The following is a 17,964-nucleotide window of genomic DNA, read 5'->3' as shown; positions in this document are numbered from 1 at the left end:
TTTTAGTTTATCATAAAGGCCTGTTCAACAAAATCGAAGCCAGGCCTTTATTGTCCACGACAAAATCGGCAAGTGTATAACTGTCCAATACTTTCAAGTAAGCTTCCAGCGCCTCATGCAGCACACCTTTCAACTTACATACCGGTGTGATGACACATCGGTTCGTTGCACAATTGAAACACTCGACGAGATGGAAATCATCTTCCGTTTTCCGTACCACTTCACCGATATTGATCAGGCTTGGATCGATGTGCAGGCGAATCCCGCCGCCACGACCCCGAATCGTTTCGATCAACCCCATCTTCCCGAGCTCGTGTGTCACTTTCGTCAGATGGTTTTTCGAGATGCCATACGCCTCCGAAATTTCCTGTACAGTCGATAGCTGCTCCGGACCTTTTACGCCAAGAAACAACAACACCCGCAATGAAAAATCCGTATACATTGTCAGACGCATAATTTCACCGCACTTTCCAATACTATTATAGCCTTTGTGGCAATTGCGTGAAAGAAATGTGGCTATTTTTTTAACGTTCCTTAAAGTTATATTTTATATATAGCTTTAAAACGATTTTTAGTTTATTGTTGAATTAACAAAACAGAAAGGTCGTGTTTTACATGCTTTCTCAAGAAACAATCGACATTATCAAATCGACAGTACCTGTATTGGAGCAACACGGAAAAACGATTACAACAGTATTTTACAAAAACATGTTCGAAGCACATCCGGAACTATTAAATGTTTTTAACCATGCGAATCAGTCTCAAGGACGCCAGCAAACAGCTCTTGCGAACGCAGTATACGCTGCTGCTGCCAACATCGACAATCTTGGCGCCATCATCCCGGCAGTTGTCCAAATTGCCCACAAACACAAATCACTCGGCATTACACCCGAACAATATCCGATTGTCGGTTATCACCTATTAGGCGCCATCAAAGAAGTGCTCGGTGATGCGGCAACTCCGGAAATCATCGGCGCATGGGGCGAAGCTTACCAAGTGATCGCAGATGCATTCATCGGTATCGAAAAAGAGATGTATGACAAAGCGGAACAGATGGACGGCGGCTGGAGAACATTTAAAGAATTTACGATTGCCGACAAAGTCGTGGAAAGTGATGTCATCACTTCCTTCTATTTGAAACCGATCGACGGACAACCGTTACCGACTTACAAACCAGGTCAATACATTACGATCCGCGTGACAATTCCGGGCGAAACATATACTTTGAATCGCCAATATAGCTTGTCACAAGCAACAACAGACGATACATTCCGAATCTCCGTCAAACGCGAAGATGAATGCAACCCGAACGGTAAAGTATCCGTGTTCCTACATCGTGGCATGAATGTCGGCGATACACTTGAAGTGAGTGCACCTGCCGGAGACTTCCACTTGGATACAGACAGCGATGCACCCGTTACATTTATTAGCGGCGGTGTCGGAATTACGCCGATGATGAGCATGTACGAATACATCGCGAAAAACACGCCGGAACGCCAAGTTGCCTTTTTACACTCTGCACGCACGCGCAAACACCAAGCGTTCAATGATAAGCTTACAGAATTGAATGCCTCATTGCCTGCTTCCAAGTACGCGGTTCTTTATTCTGAAGAAGGCGATGGCTTCATCAACCGCGACTTCCTTGCAAGCAACGTAATCGAAGGTAGCGATATCTATGTCTGCGGACCGATGGCGTTTATGCAAGCCGTCATCAAAGAATTGTACGCGCTTGGCATCCCTGAAGAAAAAGTTCACTACGAATTCTTCGGACCTGCCGTACAACTTGAACTGGCACATGTGTAATGCAAAAAACGCCGCCATCCAAATTGGATGGCGGCGTTTTTTGTAGTTTTTGTATTCGGGTTCTACTTTTAACGCGCGACCTTTTTCGCCATTCTGAACGGTGCAATAATAAGTGCTACTATGAGGAACAAGCCCATGTAGCCTATAAACGGGTATAAATGAGCAACAAGATTGGTAAATCCAACAAAACTCAAGGCAAATCCGATCACCAATGTGAAGAGCACAAACATTTTAAAGCCTTTGGTTCCAATCGGGACAAATCGTGCACCGAATGCATAAAACATACCGACCGCCGTATTGAAAATCATACCATACAGCACAAATGCCATAAGAATGGCAAGGATAGGCGAAATGTCGTTAATGATGGCCAACATCGGCAATTCAGCGTCCGCAACCGACTCAATTTTGGAGAAGATCGCCAAATGACTGAGCAGGATGAGAATTCCTAATCCTAGACCACCTACTAATCCGCCCCATTTTGCGATTCTTTCATCTTTCTCTGCCCCTCCCATGACAAGCGTCATCGAAGCACCCGTTGCAATATTGAACGATACATAGTTAATACTTGAGATAAACCAATTCGGCAACGTTGTTTTTACATCGCGTGCAATTGGATCGAGTATCGAAAACGTGGTGTCGATTGTCATCAAGCAATAGATTGAGACTAGAACAACCGCGGCAATCAAAAATGGCGTGATGCTGCCAATAACACCAACAACTTTATCCACATTCAACAGTACAGTTAAAAAGACAAGCACAACCATCAAAAGACTACCCATATAAGAAGGCAAACCAAACTGCTGATTCAAGTTGGACCCTGCCCCGGCAATCATAACAACCCCAACGCTAAACAATGTAATAATAATGACGGTATCTACAATAATGCCTAAGTAACGCCCACTAATTTTGTAAATGGCTTCTTTATGCGAAGTAGTCCGCATCCGACTCCCAATCCTCGTTAGCGTCATTCCCAAATAAGCGAACAACGCTGTTGAAACAATCGCCCCGGCAACCCCAAGAAGTCCGAAGCTTGTAAAATATTGAAGGATCTCTTGACCGGATGCAAATCCTGCTCCAACAATGATCCCGATGAAAGCGCTACCCATTTTTAGTATTTTTCCCATAATGTCCCCCTACTCAGTTGCACGACAGAAAAAGACGTCTCTTATTTCCGAAAAATCAGAATCCACTAAGTCCTCCGTGTACTTTCTTTCAAATTTATCATTCTTTCGAGAAGTTGACAACCTACCAAATACCTTTCGAGGGACAAGCCGTTCTATAGCCATTTTTACTATTAGCCTAATAACGTCAAAAAAGGCCCTGCTCCAGGCCTTTTTTATCCGCTATTTTTTTGTATCCTTTTAGCTTTCAAGAAGTTTCAACGATTCCCGATTGAATGCTGGGATGTCATCCGGTGTCCGGCTCGTCACAAGCTGCTTTTGACAGACGACCACTTCTTGATCTGCATATTTCGCTCCGGCATATTCCATATCGACTTTTATCGATTTATAACCCGTGGCATCTCTACCTTCAAGCGTCTTAGCCGTGATGAGCAGCTGTGGTCCGTGACAGATTGCAAATACCGGCTTTTTCGCATCCATGAAAGCTTTGGCAAATTGAACAAAACGATCATCCGCCCGCAACAAATCCGGAGAAAAGCCACCAGGGATGAAGAGAGCATCAAAATCTTCTGGTTTGACATCGTCAATCCCTTTATCAATTTTAACGGTCGCTACCCCTTGCTTCCCTTTCACTTCATTGCCTGCTTCTTTCTCAATTGTCACGACTTCATGGCCAACGTCTTGATAGGCTTTTGCCGGCTCTGTGTATTCCGAGTCCTCAAACATGTCTGTTAGTAACGTTGCAATTCTAGCCATTACAAACACTCCTTTTAGTTTGTCCACTCTTACTATTCCACTGCTATTACCGACTAAACTTATGGACGGTATTTTGAGACAAAAGGATTATCTTTTTCATAAAATCGCCATGGATAATGGACCGCTTCCCCTGTGTTGCCGATACCGACACGTGGCCCCACTTCAATTGCCGCCGGTTTCGGTCCTTCAGCGATGAAGAGCGGTTCATGCGTCCAATGATGGCCGTAATAATCCATTGTAATCCCCAGTGCCTTTGTCAATTTCCCAGGACCATTCGTCCAATCTTTCATTTTCAACTGACTTCCACGATTTTCTTTCATCTGTTCTAGTCCTTCAACTGGTTCCACAGCCCGGATTAGAATCGCATGCGGCGTACCAATCGGACCGCTGACGACATTAATTAACGTATGGGTGTGCATTTGATATGTGTAGACAAGCCCCGCTTCGCCGAACATGACATCCGTCCGCTTCGTCCGCCGATTCCCAAAACTATGCGCAGCGCGATCTTCCGGTCCACGGTACGCCTCCGTCTCCACAATTCGCGCGACGAGCCGCCCTTCCGGTTGTTCGTGGACAATATACTGTCCGAGTAGTTGCGGTGCAAGTTCAAGGACTGGAGCTTCAAAAAATGATGGATTAATCGGTTTATACAAGATCAGACCTCCAATCTCCTCATTAATCTCTCTTCATTTAGAAGAAATCATACCGTCTACTAAATCGAATTCATCCGTCCCTCAAAATACGCCCGATTTCCAACCAATCCGCATCAAGCGACGGTCGATGGGACGGTCGATAAAAGACAGATGCCGGATGAAATGTTGGCACAATCCGATAGGTCTCTTGCGTCCAGTTGAACGTCGTATCCTCAAGTTCATTCAAATATTGAATGGGACGTTCCAATAATTGCCCATGGAGCTCCGTTACTTTCGCCTCTTTTCCTAGCAGCCGTTGCAACCCGACATTACCGAGCGTAACGATGAGTTTTGGCTCAAGATTTGCCAATTCATAATCGAGCACGGGGGCATGCGCTAAAATCTCTTTCTGTATCGGTGGACGGTTGTATTTGCGCTCCGTCGTCGTTCCATCGCGCTCCTTTTTTGTCCCCCATCGATACGGTCTGCTACGGACCGCGCTGGTAATATAAACATCCTCACGCGTCAACCCGATGGTGGCAAGGGACTTCATCAATTCCTTCCCGGCTCGTCCGATGAATGGGATGCCATCGACCAATTCAAACTCACCCGGCGCTTCCCCGATTAGCATCAGTTCCGGCTTTTGTGGCCCTTCCCCGTAGACGAACCCTTCCACTGGAAAACCCTTTATCCGCTCTTTGCCAAGTTCTGCAATCGATTCAGGAATTCGAAACATCGGAGCACCCCTTTCAGTTTTGTTCATTCTAACAAAAGAAACCTTCCTGCTAAAGGAAAGGCTCTTATTCTATAGCTATGTAGTGTCGGTGGTGTTGCTTAGTTATTGTAGAACGCTGGTTATTTTTATGGGGATGTTGCTTACTTGATGCAGAGCGTTAATTTCTTCGGCGAGAGCGTTGGGAACTAAGTTAACCTTCATTCGCCTCCAATTATATACGGCCTCAATGCATGCTCTACACTGTTCGCAAAGTTATTGCCTGCGCCCCAGTCAAAGCGAAAGAAAACGCCTTCCGAACCGCCCGCTGCAACGGCATGCACTTTTGTTTTACCGTCAAAATTATCAATCGTGACCGTCAACGAAGCCCGATTACTCGAACGCATGTAATATTTCTCCAAAATGACAACATAGACTTCATGTTCGCCGATCCGTCTTACGTGCTGATCGACGAGTGTGCCACTTATGCTTCCCTTGACTACATAATTCTCAATCGCATCCATCGCTTCTTTCGGTGAAACATTAACGATAAATTCACGTACTGCCATGTCCTCAACCCCTTTTTATTCTTAACTTCTTTACGGCTGAATAGTCATGGAAGTTTCGTCTTTTTCCGAATACAAGAACAACGGCTGACTCCCTGCCCTGCCTGATTGCATTCGTGAGGTGTTTGATTGCAAGCAAAGATTTTTGAACCAATCAAGGGCTACACTTCAATACTTCCCAAAATAAAAATAAACTCCACCTAAGTGGAGTTCTCATATTACTTCCTTGGGGGAAGTGGATAATAGCTGCTTTGTGGGGGCCGTTCTTTTTTCATGACCATCCAGGCGATTTTCTGCATAATACTATTGCCGTCATGGAATTGATTCGTGTGTTGCGTTGAAGTTTTCAGTTCTACATTCGGTTCGAGCATCGTCAATATACAATCTCCCCTTTTCGATTGAATCCTTCTTTCACATTCTTATCTTAACGTAACAATATAAAGTGGATATGGATGTATTGTAAGGAGTTTGTAAAGAATCCAAATCGGAGAAGCGTGATTACTTACAACTCATAAATGATTGGTGTATCATTATTTTTCAAGTGAGGGCTTAGAATTTGAAAGAGGAGTGATTTTGTTGACAAGCGAAATACTATTAAATGACACTGTCATTCATTTGAATCGTTACGAAGAAGAAAAAGTGAACGGCTACTATAAAATTTCAGTTGAGTTTGACGTCACAAGTGAAGATTACCATGACATCACGACGCTGCTTTACAAGGGAACATTTGACGTGAAGGTTCCTGAACGCAACATCGCGTTTAGAGGCACCATTCAGGAATACTCCACTTCCATTACGAATTTGTATGTAAAGGGGCAAGTCGGTCAGTATAAATTAACCTTAATAGAAACAGAAAAGGACTGAACTGCAATGAGGTTAGGCATATTAGACCAAGCCCCGATCTCTTCACATCAAACTGCCCGTGCCGCATTGTTGGAGTCGATGCAATTAGCACAAGCCGGAGAAGCTTTCGGTTACACAAGGTATTGGATTGCCGAACACCACGATTTACCCGGACTTGCCTGTTCCGCACCCGAAGTGATGTTAAGCTATATTGGTGCGAATACGAAGCGCATTCGGATTGGCTCCGGGGCTGTTTTATTGCCTCATTATCGTCCCTACAAAGTGGCAGAAGTATTCAATATGCTGGCAACGCTATTTCCAAATCGCATCGATATTGGAATCGGACGAGCGCCAGGCGGATCAGCTGAAGCGACGAACGCTTTGTCCGAAAACTTTTTGCAAAAAGTTTGGGCGTTACCTGCGTTAGTGAAAGATTTACTCCATTTTCTAGACGATGATTTTCCAGCAGACCACGAGTATTCGAAAGTATCTGCATCACCCATTCCCGAACAGCCGCCTGTCCCTTGGCTTCTCGGTACGAGTGAAAAAAGTGCGCGGCTTGCAGCAGAAAACGGCATGCCCTATACGTTCGGCCATTTTATGAGCGACAATGATGGAGCCTCGATCATCCAGACTTATCGAGATCATTTTCAACCGAGAAAAGACATCCAAACCCCACAAGTCATCGTAACAGTTTCGGCCATTTGTGGAGAAACAACGGAGCAAGCAGAAGAACTCGCAACAAGTCAACTCGTCTGGTCTTTACAAAAAGAAAAAGGAGAAGGACTTCAAGGCATTCCTTCCATTGAAGAAGCGAAGCAATACAAGCTAACTGACAAAGAACAGGTTACGTTCAACAACATGAGACAGAACATGATCATCGGCAATCCTTATGAAGTGAAACAGCAGTTAGTCGAGTTACAAACGAACTATCAAGCCGATGAAATCATGATCAACACCATCACCCACTCGCCGAAAGATCGAATTCGATCCTATGAGCTTATCGCAAGAGAGTTAATGTAAAAAGGTGCCGGTTCTAAAAAAGCTTAGAACTTGGCACCTTTTATGCTATGAGGCATCGTTATTCTGACAGCCATTTCGACGATCGGCTTCGAAAAAGCACTCGGGATCATGGGACTTGGCAATTCCCGCGTATAATTGACAAGTCCAAAAGAGGCTTCTTCTATTTGAATCCACTCTAATTCATCCACCCCCTGAATATTTCCGACAAAATGATAATCGGCTGTATATGTATCAAAACCATTTTCATTTGAGATGGCTCTCCAAACTTCCGCTTCTTTTGTCGGATCGATGCCAAACTGATGAAAGAATGCCAACACTTTAGCACTTGCTTGTCCAATTTGCTTCACATAAAGCCGACAATCCATACAACCGCAATGGGAACTCTCGGCGATACCCGGTAGTTTTTGATACAATTCGATCGTTTTTTCCCTGTCCACTTTCACGATATGATCACGTAAAGAGATTTCTTCCGTAAAATACCCCTCCATCACCACGTTTCCTCCTTTCGAAATTCATTAATCTATATATGTCATTTGCATCCCATAATTCCCTTTCAGGAGAACATTATCAATTTAAAACTTGATTCCTTTACAACTTAATTTTCACACAAATCCTAGCCACTGTCACCGTAATCCCTCTTGCGGTTTTCCGAAATGCCTTTGCGGTATTCACAGGACTTTAGACATATTCATTTAGAATTCACCGATTCAATCGTGTTAAATATTTGATTATAAACGATTTCGATATTTGATTTACTCTCTTGATCATCTTTCAAATGATATCTCCATGTCCGCTCGTTAAAGCCTTCATCAGCTGCTGTGCTAAGAAAGCCCGTTGCATAACTCGAAGCATCCACATCCGGAAAACTGGCATAGTCCACCCCGTCGTTCGTAAAGGGAACATGGGCTTTCGTAGATTGCATGAAGAATACCGGGATTGTCAAATTACGATAGACAGCGACATATTGCTCTTGATCCGCTTCAGTGAGCGATTCTTTCATAATCAGAATTGCATCTAGATGCTGCCGTTTTTCCATTTCATCCAGAGTTATTTGTTCAAAAACTACATTCTTTTCTTTAATGGAAGGAACTGAACCAATGACCCCTATTGTTAAATCTCTCCCCTGATAGGTCTCTTCCGCTGGATGCGCACTGCAACCAGCTAAGAAGAGACCAATAAATAATAGATAAACTTTTCTCATCTTCGCTAAAACCACCTTTTTTTATAAACGAAGTAGAAAACACCCTCCATGTATGAACGGGTGTTTCCGAAGTGTTCTTATGTATCCCTCACCTGCATAGATAACAATCCATATTCCCTTGCCTTGAGCAAGGCTTCTGTTCTTGAACTTACGCCCAGTTTCGAGAAAATCTTCGTTAAACGGTGCTCAATCGTTCGTTGACTAACTGATAGGTTCAAGGCAATGGCTTTATTCGTTAACCCTTTGGCCACTTCCTCTAAGATTTCTTGTTCTTGACTGGAAAGTGCGATCCCTCCCAAATTCTCTTCTCCTTCCTCCGTTGAAGGTCCATTATTCACCCTCCTAAGCTGTTTGAGCAATTGGAGCGGAATGACAACCTCTTCTCTTAATGCACATCTGATACCGGTGATCAATTGCTCTTGGGTGGCGGTTTTACTCATAAACCCTGAAATGCCCGCCTCAATTAGTAAGTTATAATGCGACACTAAATCAAAGCCCGTATAGATGAGAACCTTTGCATCCGGGTCCACTTGTAAAATCATTTTCGTCAAATCTACGCCATTGATTTTGGGCATATATAAGTCAATTAAATAGATGTCGTAGGCATTTTCTTCAAGATGTACCAACACTTCTTCCGCATCTGAAAGAACAGTTGCCTTCATATCCTCTTCTTGATCGATCATCGCCCGCGTGCCTTCGCCGACAGCCGGATGATCATCCACAATTAATACATGGATCACGCCGAATCCCCTCCCGTTTGTATGCGGATCTGAACTTGCATCCCATCTCCCGGAGCAGAGTGGATGTCAATGGTGCCGCCTATACTTCTGATGCGCTCTTTCATCCCGAATATGCCCATCGTTTTAAAAGAGTCATTCAACTTCAACATATCAATTCCTATGCCATCATCGCAATAGGATAAAGAAAGGGAGTGATCGTTATTGCTTAATGCGATCTGAACTTCGGTTGCTAAAGAATGTTTCATAGCATTGTTCAATAGTTCTTGGACTACACGATAAAGGACCAATTCATATTCCGGATCCAATGTTCGAATCGATGGATCCAATTCGGATTTTAATATGAAGTTACTCCGAAGCTTTGTCTGGTCAACTAAATTTTGTAAGGATTGAATGATCCCTAATTCATTTAAAAACGGTGGTCGGAGTTCATTGCACGTTTCACGTATTAAATGGATGTTGTCAAGCATTCTTTCTTTCAAATCCACTAAATCATGTTTTATCGAGTGATCGTTCACTTTACCTGATATTTTTTCCACTTCTCTTAACAGCTGCAATTGATCCTGAAGGACTGAATCATGTAAGTCAATGGAAAGATTAGCTCTTTCTTTCTCTGCCAAGGAAAACAGCAATCTCGATAGCCAGAAAGGATAATGCTGTTTTTCTGCGTCATTATCTTTCACCTTGTAATTTTCAATTTCCTCGATGAGATCTTCAATCAATTGCAAGTTTTCAAATAGAATACTTGAAATATGCGCCAAGGTTTCCAACCAGATTCTTTCTTGTATATTGAAGTTGGTCTTCTGTTTTTTCATACCTAAAAAGAATATTTTTTTAGTATGATTGTCCCCACCAATCACAAGCAGGAAGCCATTCATCACTTCTATTATCGTACCGATACGATAATGATCCCAATTCACTTTCGCAATTTCTTGCGCCAACGAAGCGGGAAATTCATGCTTTTCTTTCAGTGTCCAAGCTCCCTGGACTCCTTCTCGAAAGACCTCGGCGTAGATCACTTTTTTCACCAATAAGACATCTCTGATTTCCTGTTCCAGCTTCGTCACCAAACTGGATACTTTTGTTTCGTACTTCGTTTTTTGGAAAAATGTATATAATCCCATACCAAAATCGCCTTTTTGGGAAAATAAATGATGGCGCAATTTATAATCCAAATACTCTTTCACATAGATGAATATGAGTGTACAGATGAACAAAACAATGAAAACCATTGCCGTCATGCTGGTCGGTAATTGAATACCCACTGCAAATCGTAACAGTAAAATGATCAAGATCGTGAACAGTAAAGAATTGAACGAGTAATAACGAAGCCTGTCCAAGAAAAACTCAATATCAAACAACTTTTCTGCGACTTGTAAATAGACAATTGCAATAGGTATGATGATTAAGGCAATCATTGTGATCTCTGACGGTAAGAACGCTTTGTGAAAAAGAATGGTAGGCACTGCATAGAAAAAAGAAAATGGACCAAAAGCCAGAAATACAGTGGCCCCTAGAATTTTTAGAATCGCTTTCCCTTCAGAATTTTTATATTTCATATAAAATCGGATCAGATAAAAAAGAAAATAAAATACGAGTGAAGAGAAAAACAACAATTTAAACTCGCTTATATACTTATTGATCACTGGGAAAAATTGATTGGCAGCTATGATAAATAAAAAAAACAAATAGACCATATAGAGTCGAACTAATGAAGTAGTTTTGATAAACACTAAACCGTATTTTGAAAAATATCTATTTAGAAATTGCATAAACAGAATAATGGTACCTGGCAGCGTAATGATCGTTAAAACTCTCCCCACTACATCCCCTCTGCCGGACGTGAAAGCCCCTATATAGCTAAGCCCTAACGAAACTAAAAAATAAATTAAAATGATGGCAGACCGATCATTCTTCATTTTCACATAAAGGAATATGCTTAACGAAATCGTTACAGCAGCGAATAACAACGGAAATAGTAAATAAAACATTTCTTTCGAAGCCATATCCCCATAAGAAATAGGGTAAGTATGGCTTTTTAAATCTTGATCTATAATTGTTACGGATTCAGCCATCTCAACCCTGGCAAACCGTCTAACAGTCGGATGCTTGTCTGTTTGCTCACCATTGACAAGTTCCACGATGTTCCCTTCTTCAATCGGTTGACTCGAAGCCCATCCAGATTCATGTATTTGGGCAACAATCCAATGTTGATCTTCTTGCTTCACCTTCATACCGACAAGTGGAAACTGTAAAATCGTCAGCGTGAAATAGCCCGTTAATCCCAATACCATTAAAAACAGCAGTGCATGTATAATATTCGTTTTAAGATTCGCTTTCATTTTATCACCTTAAAAAAGCCGGAGAAAAATTCCTCCGGCTTTGAATACTTATTCCCATATATAGACCTTTGGAGCGATTTGTTCGTTAAAGAACACTTCCAAGATTGCTTTAACTTCTTCTCCAGTCACACCTACTAAACTGGCTGTCCCTTCTTTCACTTTCTCTACTACTTCGACATTTTCGGTTAAAAATTGGATGATTTCTTGCATGGTTTTCATCTCCTAATCTTTATTGTATGTATGTCACAAGTCGATCCATATACTGTTGATCGATCTGCAGTTTCTTCACTTCGTTCAACGCCCGATTTTGATGCATCTTCTTTATCACTTCGGTATATGTAATGGCTCCTGTTTCTACAAACTTCCGACTGATCAATTCCCGATTCTGTCTGATTTCATCAGCACTTAACTTATTATTATAGTAATCTCGAACCAATTGCAAATCTTCATCAGGATGATTGAGTAAATAAATGATTGGAAGGGTATATTTCTTATTCAATAGATCATTTTTTTCATTCCATGTTGTGATATCTTTTAAATCATTGGAGATCTGTCCAACTAAACCGATCAGTTCAGCGTAAGTCTCAATCTCCTCCGGATAATCATCCGTTGCCAAAACAGTACCAATTAAACAAGCAAGAGCAGTCAAGGATCCGGATTTCTCAATCGTCATCTCGATATAGTCCTTTTCATTTCTACTGCTATTTAAAAGATCCTGATGTTGACCATTTATGGACCGAAGCGCATAGCGGATTAGAATGTCCATCGCTCGATCCTTATTCGGAAAATCGGTAGTCCGGATTGCATCTACACTTAAGAAAAGGAGGGCAGTTGTTGAATTTAACGCCAAATTAGTCTGGGTTGACCACGGCTTGTCGATACAGTCCTCATCTTCAAAATCATCTAACATATCAAAGGATAATATCAAGATTTCAACAGCGGCTGCAACTGCGTAAATATCATCAGTTGCAATTCCATTGAATTGGTTATAGTGCAAAACGAGCAATTCCCCAAAAGGAAATCCTAGTTTTGCGTGATAACCGGCATATCCTAAAAGCTGTTCTTTTAATTGTTGTTGCTTGACCTGTGTGTGTACAGCTTGTTCGATTGATTTTTTGATCAAAATGGACTGTGGCGTATCCAACTACTTTCCCCCTCCCAAAAGCGTAGTTTATTTGACCTACTACAACTGTAGCATATTTCCTCTACAGAAACACCGCAATGTTGATTGCGGTTTTCCGAAATAGGCATTGCGGTATTTCTAATTTCAGGAAATTAAAACAATGTTTTTATACCCATTTTGTTCAATCTAAACAAAAAGTTCTCTTTCAGAAGAAAGCAATGCTATAGTTTAAAGGACCCATTCCTAATACGATTTAGATTCGTGTCAGAAACAGGTCTTTTCTAATACATGATGTCACTCAATAGCACCTCTCTTTTAATTCATAAATATGATAGAGATATGAAGGTATACATTGTGCATATCAAGACTGCCGCTCGTCCTAACGACATTATGTATGATGCTTTTTACTTTGTCAGTACGGAGAGTGGAGAAATTATCATTACAAATGACTAAAAGCGGTTCCGAAAAAATCCGGCACCTTTTTTTATCGCAGTGCCGCAGTGATTATGTTGCTACATTTAGCGAGGAAATTTATATTCAGCCCGCCGAGTTGGTGTTTTTTTTTCAGACAGAGAACCATGGTTATGGAAAACATGGACTGTCACAGTAACACTTCCCATTGGTCGGAATCCGATAATCTCTCTAGCATACTGTTCACTGCATTACTGGCAAGAACAGTTCTTAATATGGATTCTTTTTTCACCATATAATAGGTAGGTACGTAATTAGTCGGAAGATCGATCATCCCTTTAAAATCATCTCCTAAGTAAGGTTCCACAACTGCTATGTCAAACGATTCGTCCACTCGATAGATCTTTTCTATGTTTTTAAAAGCTTTACGAATAAGGGATTTTTCTTTATCTGACTCCCCTTTATTTCGATAAAAGTTTGCCAATTCAAGGCAATTATCAACATACGTGCCATTACTCTCAACAGACTTTTTCAAAAAGGTATGATATTGCTCTTCATCAATTCCGTAACTCCAAGATTTCGCTAAATAGATAAGTGATGTCGAAAGCGAATCCATTTCTACGTTCGTAAGTAAATTGTCCAGTACCATCAATGTGCTTGAGTTAACATATCCTCGATTGAAGTATTGAAGCCATGATAGGAATATCGCTGCCTCTATATTCGTTTTGTCATAAGTAAGGATTTTTTCCGTACATTCTATGCTCTGAATAAAATCGACCTCTGGTTCTTCTAATACCACTACAGCTAATTGGAAATAGAGCTCTGTATTTGTTGTCTCTATGTCTAGTTTTTCAGTTAATATTTTTTCTGCATGTAAAATTTTTTGTAATTTTGTTAGTGTAGTTGACATGAAGATTTCCTTTAATGTCAAGTCGATGTTATTCACGAAAAATCCCCTCATTCATTATTATTTGGAGCCAAACACAATTATATTTGGGAAGCCACACCCTTTTCTCAATTGTTGCATACTTCAAACTCAAGTTCACCGAAATTCGTTTGCGGCTTTCCGAAATGGCCCTTGCGGTACCACAGTCATACCTTCTGCAACATCAAAAAGACCTGCCCTTTAATAAGGCAGGCCTCACATTCATTCCAATTCTAATTGTTTTGTTTCCGTTCCTAAAAACACCACTGCAAGCACGCCGATGATAATCGCTCCGCAGAAAATGCCGAAAATCGTCCCAAAACCGGTTCCTGCAGCTAACAAGGAGCCGACGAGGAGCGGTCCGAAAATCCCGCCGATCCGTCCGACTGCAGCGGCCATCCCGGAACCCGTCGCGCGAACCGCTGTCGGATATTGCTCCGGAGAATAGGCGTACAAAGCACCCCATGCCCCCAAATTGAAAAACGATAGCAATGCTCCGAAAATGAGAAGTGGCGTTAGGGTTTCTGCGTTTCCAAAAAGTAATGCGCTTGCCGCGGTACCTAGCAGATACGTTGCCAATACAAACTTTCGGCCCGCCCTCTCAATTAACCATGCAGCCGTGAAGTAGCCCGGCAATTGAGCAAGTGTCATGATGAGTACATATTTAAAACTATGAATTAAATCAAAACCTTTCATCACCATTACACTTGGCAGCCATAAGAACATGCCGTAATACGAAAACACGACCATAAACCAAACAATCCACAACATCAATGTCCGCCGCGCATATTTTTTCGTCCAAATCAGTTTCAGTTTTGCAAACGCGGACTCTTTTGGTTTGCCTGCCGCCTCGAATTTAGGTGAATCCGGCAATTTTCTTCGTAAATAAATGGCATAAAATGCAGGAAGCGCCGTGATAATCAGTGCGATTCTCCAGCCATAATGTGGGATGACAAAGTAAGCGATTAATGCAGCAATCAACCAGCCAGCAGCCCAGAAACTTTCCAGTAGCACGACGACGCGTCCACGTTCTTTCGCTTCCACACTTTCTGATACTAAAGTAGATGCGACCGGCAACTCTCCTCCAAGTCCCGCCCCTACTAGGAAGCGTAAAATAAGGAATGCAATCAGCGTAGTCGTCAATGCGGATAATCCGCTCGCAAGTGAAAATAAGACGAGTGTCATCATAAACACATTTTTCCGACCAATGCGGTCCGCTAAAAGACCAAAACCAAATGCGCCGACAGCCATCCCGATGGAATTAACACTCCCGATCCAACCCATTTCGGACGGCGTCAAATGCCAATCCACTGCAAGCGCGGCAATGACAAAGGACAAAATGCCCACATCCATTGCATCGAACATCCAGCCTGTCCCAGCAAGCGCTAGTAATTTATTGCGTGAGATTCCTTGCTTGTTATTTTTCACAGCGTTTTCCCCTCGATGTCTATTTGGTTGTCATGACACCTGTAATTATACTATACAGGTGTCATGAGCACAAACAGTATTTTATGCATTTTCACCGAATTGACAGATCGTTATACCCTTAGATTTGTATACAAGATTTTTCTTTTGGGGAAGGGAGGTTTGCTTTGAGCGCGAGCAGATTCACTTTGAGCGCGAGAACTTCGCTTTGAGCCCGTGCACCTTCGCTTTGAGCGCGAGCGACTTCACTTTATCCACGAGGACATCCCATCAAAAAAGCCCCCAAGCATGATTCATACTTGGAAGCTTTCTAGCATTACACGACAAGTACAAGGCTGATTGCCATGACGGCCATTCCTGCCATCATGCCGTAGACGGAGAGGTGTGCTTCATCATACTCCCTTGCTGCGGGCAGCAATTCATCGATGGAGATGAATACCATGATTCCGGCTACCGCTGCAAAAATGATGCCGAACATGATGCCATTCAAAAACGGCATTAAAATGAGAAAAGCAACAATCGCACCAACCGGTTCGGCCAAGCCCGATAGGAAGGATAATTTAAAAGCTTGCTTACGGTTTCCTGTCGCAAAGAAAATTGGAACAGCAACCGCAATCCCTTCTGGTATATTGTGAATCGCTACGGCAATCGCGATGGCCACACCGAGAGTCGGATCTTGTAACGCGGATGTAAATGTGGCGATGCCCTCCGGAAAGTTGTGGATTGCGATGGCCAAGGCCGTGAACATCCCCATTTTCTTCAGCCTCGCATATTCATCATTCGTTGGTCCGGTGTTTACGTCTTCCACACTTTTCACTTCATGTGGATTTCCCATTTCCGGGATGAAATGATCAATCAAGGCGATCAGTAACATCCCGCCAAAAAAGCCGGCAATGGTCACCCAATAGCCATTATTCAATCCAAGTTCCAGCACAAGCTCATCTTTTGCTTTCACAAATATTTCAATCAATGAAACGTAAATCATAACACCTGCTGAAAAGCCAAGTGCAATTGACAAAAATTTTGTATTGGTCCTCTTCGTAAAAAAAGCGAGCAAGCTGCCAATTCCTGTTGCCAGTCCTGCGAACAAGGTTAATCCAAATGCAAATAGGATATTTCCGTCCATGTACACATCTTCTTTCTATAGCTCTAATTATTGCTATTGTATGCTACTTGTTTCCCTAGGACAACAAGTTCGCAATATAATTTTCCGAGAAATGCCTAGACGAGGTAAAGATTCCTTTATAAAGACCGTTTCAACCACCAAAAAAGAACCCATCCACTTTTTCAGTGAATCGGTTCTTTTTCGGTTTATTATAATGCTGTTTCTACTTCTGCCACCATCTCTTGCACGGATTGAAGTCCGCCACCAGATAGGTACCAGTATCCTGGATCTAGGTAAATGATTTTCCCATTTTTATAAGCGTTTGTTTTCATGACCAATTCGTTTTCGATTGCATCTTTTGCACTTGCGTCACCGCCGACTGCTTTATCACGGTCAATGACGAATAAAATATCCGGATTTGTTTCAAGGATATATTCGAAGGATACGCTTTGACCATGTGTAGATACTTCAATTTTTTCATCAGCTGGTTTAAAACCGAATACGTCATGGATAATACCGAAACGTGAGCTTGGACCATATGCACTTACTTTTCCTTCGTTACCAAGAACGACCAATGTTTTTGCATCGCTTGCTGTCACTTTTTCATTAATTGCAGCAATTTTTTCATCGATTTCCGCTAGTTTCGTTTTCATTTCCTCTTCTTTACCAAAGAGTTCAGCTACCATTTCCATGTTCGATTTGAAAGATTCCATATAGTTCGTTGTATCAACACCCACAAAGACTGTTGGAGCAATTTCACTTAGTTCCTCGTACATAGCCGCTTGACGTCCAGAGATGAAGATAACATCCGGTTGCATCGCATGGATTGCTTCGAAGTCTGGCTCTTTCAGGCTACCGATATTCTCGTACTTTTCATCCTGATATTTTGACAAGTATGCAGGGACATTCTTTTGTGCAACACCTGCTACTTCAATACCAAGTTCGTCTAAAGTATCAAGCATACCAAAGTCGAATACAACTATTTTTTCAGGGTTTTTCTCAAGCGTCACTTCGCCCAATTCTTGTGTAATTGTCATTGTTTCCGGCTCAGCTGTTTCAGCTTCTTGTTTTGTGTTATCAGCTGTTGTTTGATCTTCTGCTGCGCCATCGTCTTTGCCGCCACAAGCGACAAGTAGAGCCATTAATGCAAACATCATGAATGCAATTGTAAGTTTCTTCATCCAAACCATCCTTTTATGTTGTATTTATAAATTTTACACCGCACATCCTGCGCATTCC

At 42.1% G+C, this 17,964-nt stretch carries 20 protein-coding genes; 3 read left to right on the top strand and 17 right to left on the bottom strand.

Going from position 1 to position 17,964, the window contains the following annotated elements; all coding sequences use genetic code 11:
- Positions 1-10 precede the first annotated feature (10 nt).
- Entirely contained in the window at positions 11-454 is a 444-nt protein-coding gene (locus MHZ95_RS15840; protein WP_239391759.1) for an Rrf2 family transcriptional regulator, read from the bottom strand.
- A 161-nt stretch (positions 455-615) separates the two neighbouring features.
- Here MHZ95_RS15840 and hmpA point away from each other — a divergent pair, with 161 nt between their 5' ends.
- A complete protein-coding gene (gene hmpA / locus MHZ95_RS15835; protein ID WP_239391758.1) occupies positions 616-1,803 on the top strand; it encodes an NO-inducible flavohemoprotein in 1,188 nt (395 codons plus the stop codon).
- A gap of 68 nt (positions 1,804-1,871) precedes the next feature.
- Here hmpA and MHZ95_RS15830 read toward each other — a convergent pair whose 3' ends face one another.
- The 6 genes from MHZ95_RS15830 to MHZ95_RS15805 form a co-directional block, all read right to left on the bottom strand.
- Complete coding sequence (locus tag MHZ95_RS15830) at positions 1,872-2,927, bottom strand: YkvI family membrane protein (RefSeq protein WP_239391757.1); 1,056 nt, start codon at positions 2,925-2,927, stop codon at positions 1,872-1,874.
- 237 nt (positions 2,928-3,164) lie between these two features.
- A complete protein-coding gene (locus MHZ95_RS15825; RefSeq protein WP_239391756.1) occupies positions 3,165-3,680 on the bottom strand; it encodes a type 1 glutamine amidotransferase domain-containing protein in 516 nt (171 codons plus the stop codon).
- 59 nt (positions 3,681-3,739) lie between these two features.
- Positions 3,740-4,336 carry a DNA-3-methyladenine glycosylase gene (locus MHZ95_RS15820; protein ID WP_370643085.1) on the bottom strand — a complete coding sequence of 199 codons (597 nt, stop codon included), beginning with the start codon at positions 4,334-4,336 and terminating at the stop codon, positions 3,740-3,742.
- A 67-nt stretch (positions 4,337-4,403) separates the two neighbouring features.
- The gene (locus MHZ95_RS15815) at positions 4,404-5,048 is read right to left on the bottom strand and encodes a uracil-DNA glycosylase (RefSeq protein ID WP_239391754.1); all 645 of its coding nucleotides are present in this window, start codon (positions 5,046-5,048) and stop codon (positions 4,404-4,406) included.
- 197 nt (positions 5,049-5,245) lie between these two features.
- Positions 5,246-5,593: a DUF6054 family protein gene (locus MHZ95_RS15810; RefSeq protein ID WP_239391753.1), complete on the bottom strand. Its 348-nt coding sequence runs from the start codon at positions 5,591-5,593 to the stop codon at positions 5,246-5,248.
- 215 nt (positions 5,594-5,808) lie between these two features.
- Complete coding sequence (locus tag MHZ95_RS15805) at positions 5,809-5,967, bottom strand: hypothetical protein (RefSeq protein ID WP_239391752.1); 159 nt, start codon at positions 5,965-5,967, stop codon at positions 5,809-5,811.
- A gap of 199 nt (positions 5,968-6,166) precedes the next feature.
- On the opposite strand from MHZ95_RS15805, the gene MHZ95_RS15800 reads away from it, so the two are divergent.
- Together MHZ95_RS15800 and MHZ95_RS15795 are read left to right on the top strand one after the other, a co-directional pair.
- The gene (locus MHZ95_RS15800) at positions 6,167-6,454 is read left to right on the top strand and encodes a DUF3219 family protein (RefSeq protein WP_239391751.1); all 288 of its coding nucleotides are present in this window, start codon (positions 6,167-6,169) and stop codon (positions 6,452-6,454) included.
- A 6-nt stretch (positions 6,455-6,460) separates the two neighbouring features.
- A complete protein-coding gene (locus tag MHZ95_RS15795) occupies positions 6,461-7,456 on the top strand; it encodes an LLM class flavin-dependent oxidoreductase (protein WP_239391750.1) in 996 nt (331 codons plus the stop codon).
- A gap of 23 nt (positions 7,457-7,479) precedes the next feature.
- On the opposite strand, the gene MHZ95_RS15790 is transcribed toward MHZ95_RS15795, so the two are convergent.
- The 10 genes from MHZ95_RS15790 to MHZ95_RS15745 all read right to left on the bottom strand — a co-directional run bounded on the left by MHZ95_RS15790 (position 7,480) and on the right by MHZ95_RS15745 (position 17,906).
- Positions 7,480-7,944 carry a hypothetical protein gene (locus MHZ95_RS15790; protein WP_239391822.1) on the bottom strand — a complete coding sequence of 155 codons (465 nt, stop codon included), beginning with the start codon at positions 7,942-7,944 and terminating at the stop codon, positions 7,480-7,482.
- Positions 7,945-8,144: 200 nt separating this feature from the next.
- A complete protein-coding gene (locus MHZ95_RS15785) occupies positions 8,145-8,657 on the bottom strand; it encodes a hypothetical protein (protein ID WP_239391749.1) in 513 nt (170 codons plus the stop codon).
- 77 nt (positions 8,658-8,734) lie between these two features.
- A complete protein-coding gene (locus MHZ95_RS15780; protein ID WP_239391748.1) occupies positions 8,735-9,397 on the bottom strand; it encodes a response regulator transcription factor in 663 nt (220 codons plus the stop codon).
- The gene (locus MHZ95_RS21015) at positions 9,394-11,736 is read right to left on the bottom strand and encodes a sensor histidine kinase (RefSeq protein WP_239391747.1); all 2,343 of its coding nucleotides are present in this window, start codon (positions 11,734-11,736) and stop codon (positions 9,394-9,396) included. Before MHZ95_RS21015 ends, MHZ95_RS15780 begins: the two co-directional genes overlap by 4 nt.
- Positions 11,737-11,784: 48 nt before the next feature.
- Positions 11,785-11,946, bottom strand: coding sequence for a competence pheromone ComX (gene comX / locus MHZ95_RS15770; protein WP_239391746.1), 162 nt, complete (start codon positions 11,944-11,946; stop codon positions 11,785-11,787).
- A 19-nt stretch (positions 11,947-11,965) separates the two neighbouring features.
- Positions 11,966-12,880: a polyprenyl synthetase family protein gene (locus MHZ95_RS15765; RefSeq protein WP_239391745.1), complete on the bottom strand. Its 915-nt coding sequence runs from the start codon at positions 12,878-12,880 to the stop codon at positions 11,966-11,968.
- A gap of 580 nt (positions 12,881-13,460) precedes the next feature.
- Positions 13,461-14,216, bottom strand: coding sequence for a hypothetical protein (locus MHZ95_RS15760; RefSeq protein ID WP_239391744.1), 756 nt, complete (start codon positions 14,214-14,216; stop codon positions 13,461-13,463).
- A gap of 201 nt (positions 14,217-14,417) precedes the next feature.
- Complete coding sequence (locus tag MHZ95_RS15755) at positions 14,418-15,560, bottom strand: MFS transporter (protein WP_239391821.1); 1,143 nt, start codon at positions 15,558-15,560, stop codon at positions 14,418-14,420.
- 376 nt (positions 15,561-15,936) lie between these two features.
- Entirely contained in the window at positions 15,937-16,746 is an 810-nt protein-coding gene (gene zupT / locus MHZ95_RS15750; RefSeq protein WP_239391743.1) for a zinc transporter ZupT, read from the bottom strand.
- A 188-nt stretch (positions 16,747-16,934) separates the two neighbouring features.
- Positions 16,935-17,906, bottom strand: coding sequence for a siderophore ABC transporter substrate-binding protein (locus MHZ95_RS15745; protein ID WP_239391742.1), 972 nt, complete (start codon positions 17,904-17,906; stop codon positions 16,935-16,937).
- Positions 17,907-17,964 lie beyond the last annotated feature (58 nt).

The sequence above is a fragment of the Sporosarcina sp. ACRSM genome (assembly GCF_022346545.1).
GTDB lineage: Bacteria > Bacillota > Bacilli > Bacillales_A > Planococcaceae > Sporosarcina.
The sequence above is the reverse complement of the archived record's forward strand: the minus strand, read 5'-3'. Positions and strand labels throughout refer to the sequence as shown.

Bases quoted from the DNA above. Each gene is read 5' to 3' on its own strand.
- MHZ95_RS15790 (WP_239391822.1), bottom strand. From the start codon at position 7,944: ATGGAGGGGTATTTTACGGAAGAAATCTCTTTACGTGATCATATCGTG.
- zupT (WP_239391743.1), bottom strand. From the start codon at position 16,746: ATGGACGGAAATATCCTATTTGCATTTGGATTAACCTTGTTCGCAGGA.
- MHZ95_RS15795 (WP_239391750.1), top strand. From the start codon at position 6,461: ATGAGGTTAGGCATATTAGACCAAGCCCCGATCTCTTCACATCAAACT.
- comX (WP_239391746.1), bottom strand. From the start codon at position 11,946: ATGCAAGAAATCATCCAATTTTTAACCGAAAATGTCGAAGTAGTAGAG.
- MHZ95_RS15810 (WP_239391753.1), bottom strand. From the start codon at position 5,593: ATGGCAGTACGTGAATTTATCGTTAATGTTTCACCGAAAGAAGCGATG.
- MHZ95_RS15785 (WP_239391749.1), bottom strand. From the start codon at position 8,657: ATGAGAAAAGTTTATCTATTATTTATTGGTCTCTTCTTAGCTGGTTGC.
- MHZ95_RS15840 (WP_239391759.1), bottom strand. From the start codon at position 454: ATGCGTCTGACAATGTATACGGATTTTTCATTGCGGGTGTTGTTGTTT.
- MHZ95_RS21015 (WP_239391747.1), bottom strand. From the start codon at position 11,736: ATGAAAGCGAATCTTAAAACGAATATTATACATGCACTGCTGTTTTTA.
- hmpA (WP_239391758.1), top strand. From the start codon at position 616: ATGCTTTCTCAAGAAACAATCGACATTATCAAATCGACAGTACCTGTA.
- MHZ95_RS15755 (WP_239391821.1), bottom strand. From the start codon at position 15,560: ATGTTCGATGCAATGGATGTGGGCATTTTGTCCTTTGTCATTGCCGCG.
- MHZ95_RS15815 (WP_239391754.1), bottom strand. From the start codon at position 5,048: ATGTTTCGAATTCCTGAATCGATTGCAGAACTTGGCAAAGAGCGGATA.
- MHZ95_RS15745 (WP_239391742.1), bottom strand. From the start codon at position 17,906: ATGAAGAAACTTACAATTGCATTCATGATGTTTGCATTAATGGCTCTA.
- MHZ95_RS15825 (WP_239391756.1), bottom strand. From the start codon at position 3,680: ATGGCTAGAATTGCAACGTTACTAACAGACATGTTTGAGGACTCGGAA.
- MHZ95_RS15830 (WP_239391757.1), bottom strand. From the start codon at position 2,927: ATGGGAAAAATACTAAAAATGGGTAGCGCTTTCATCGGGATCATTGTT.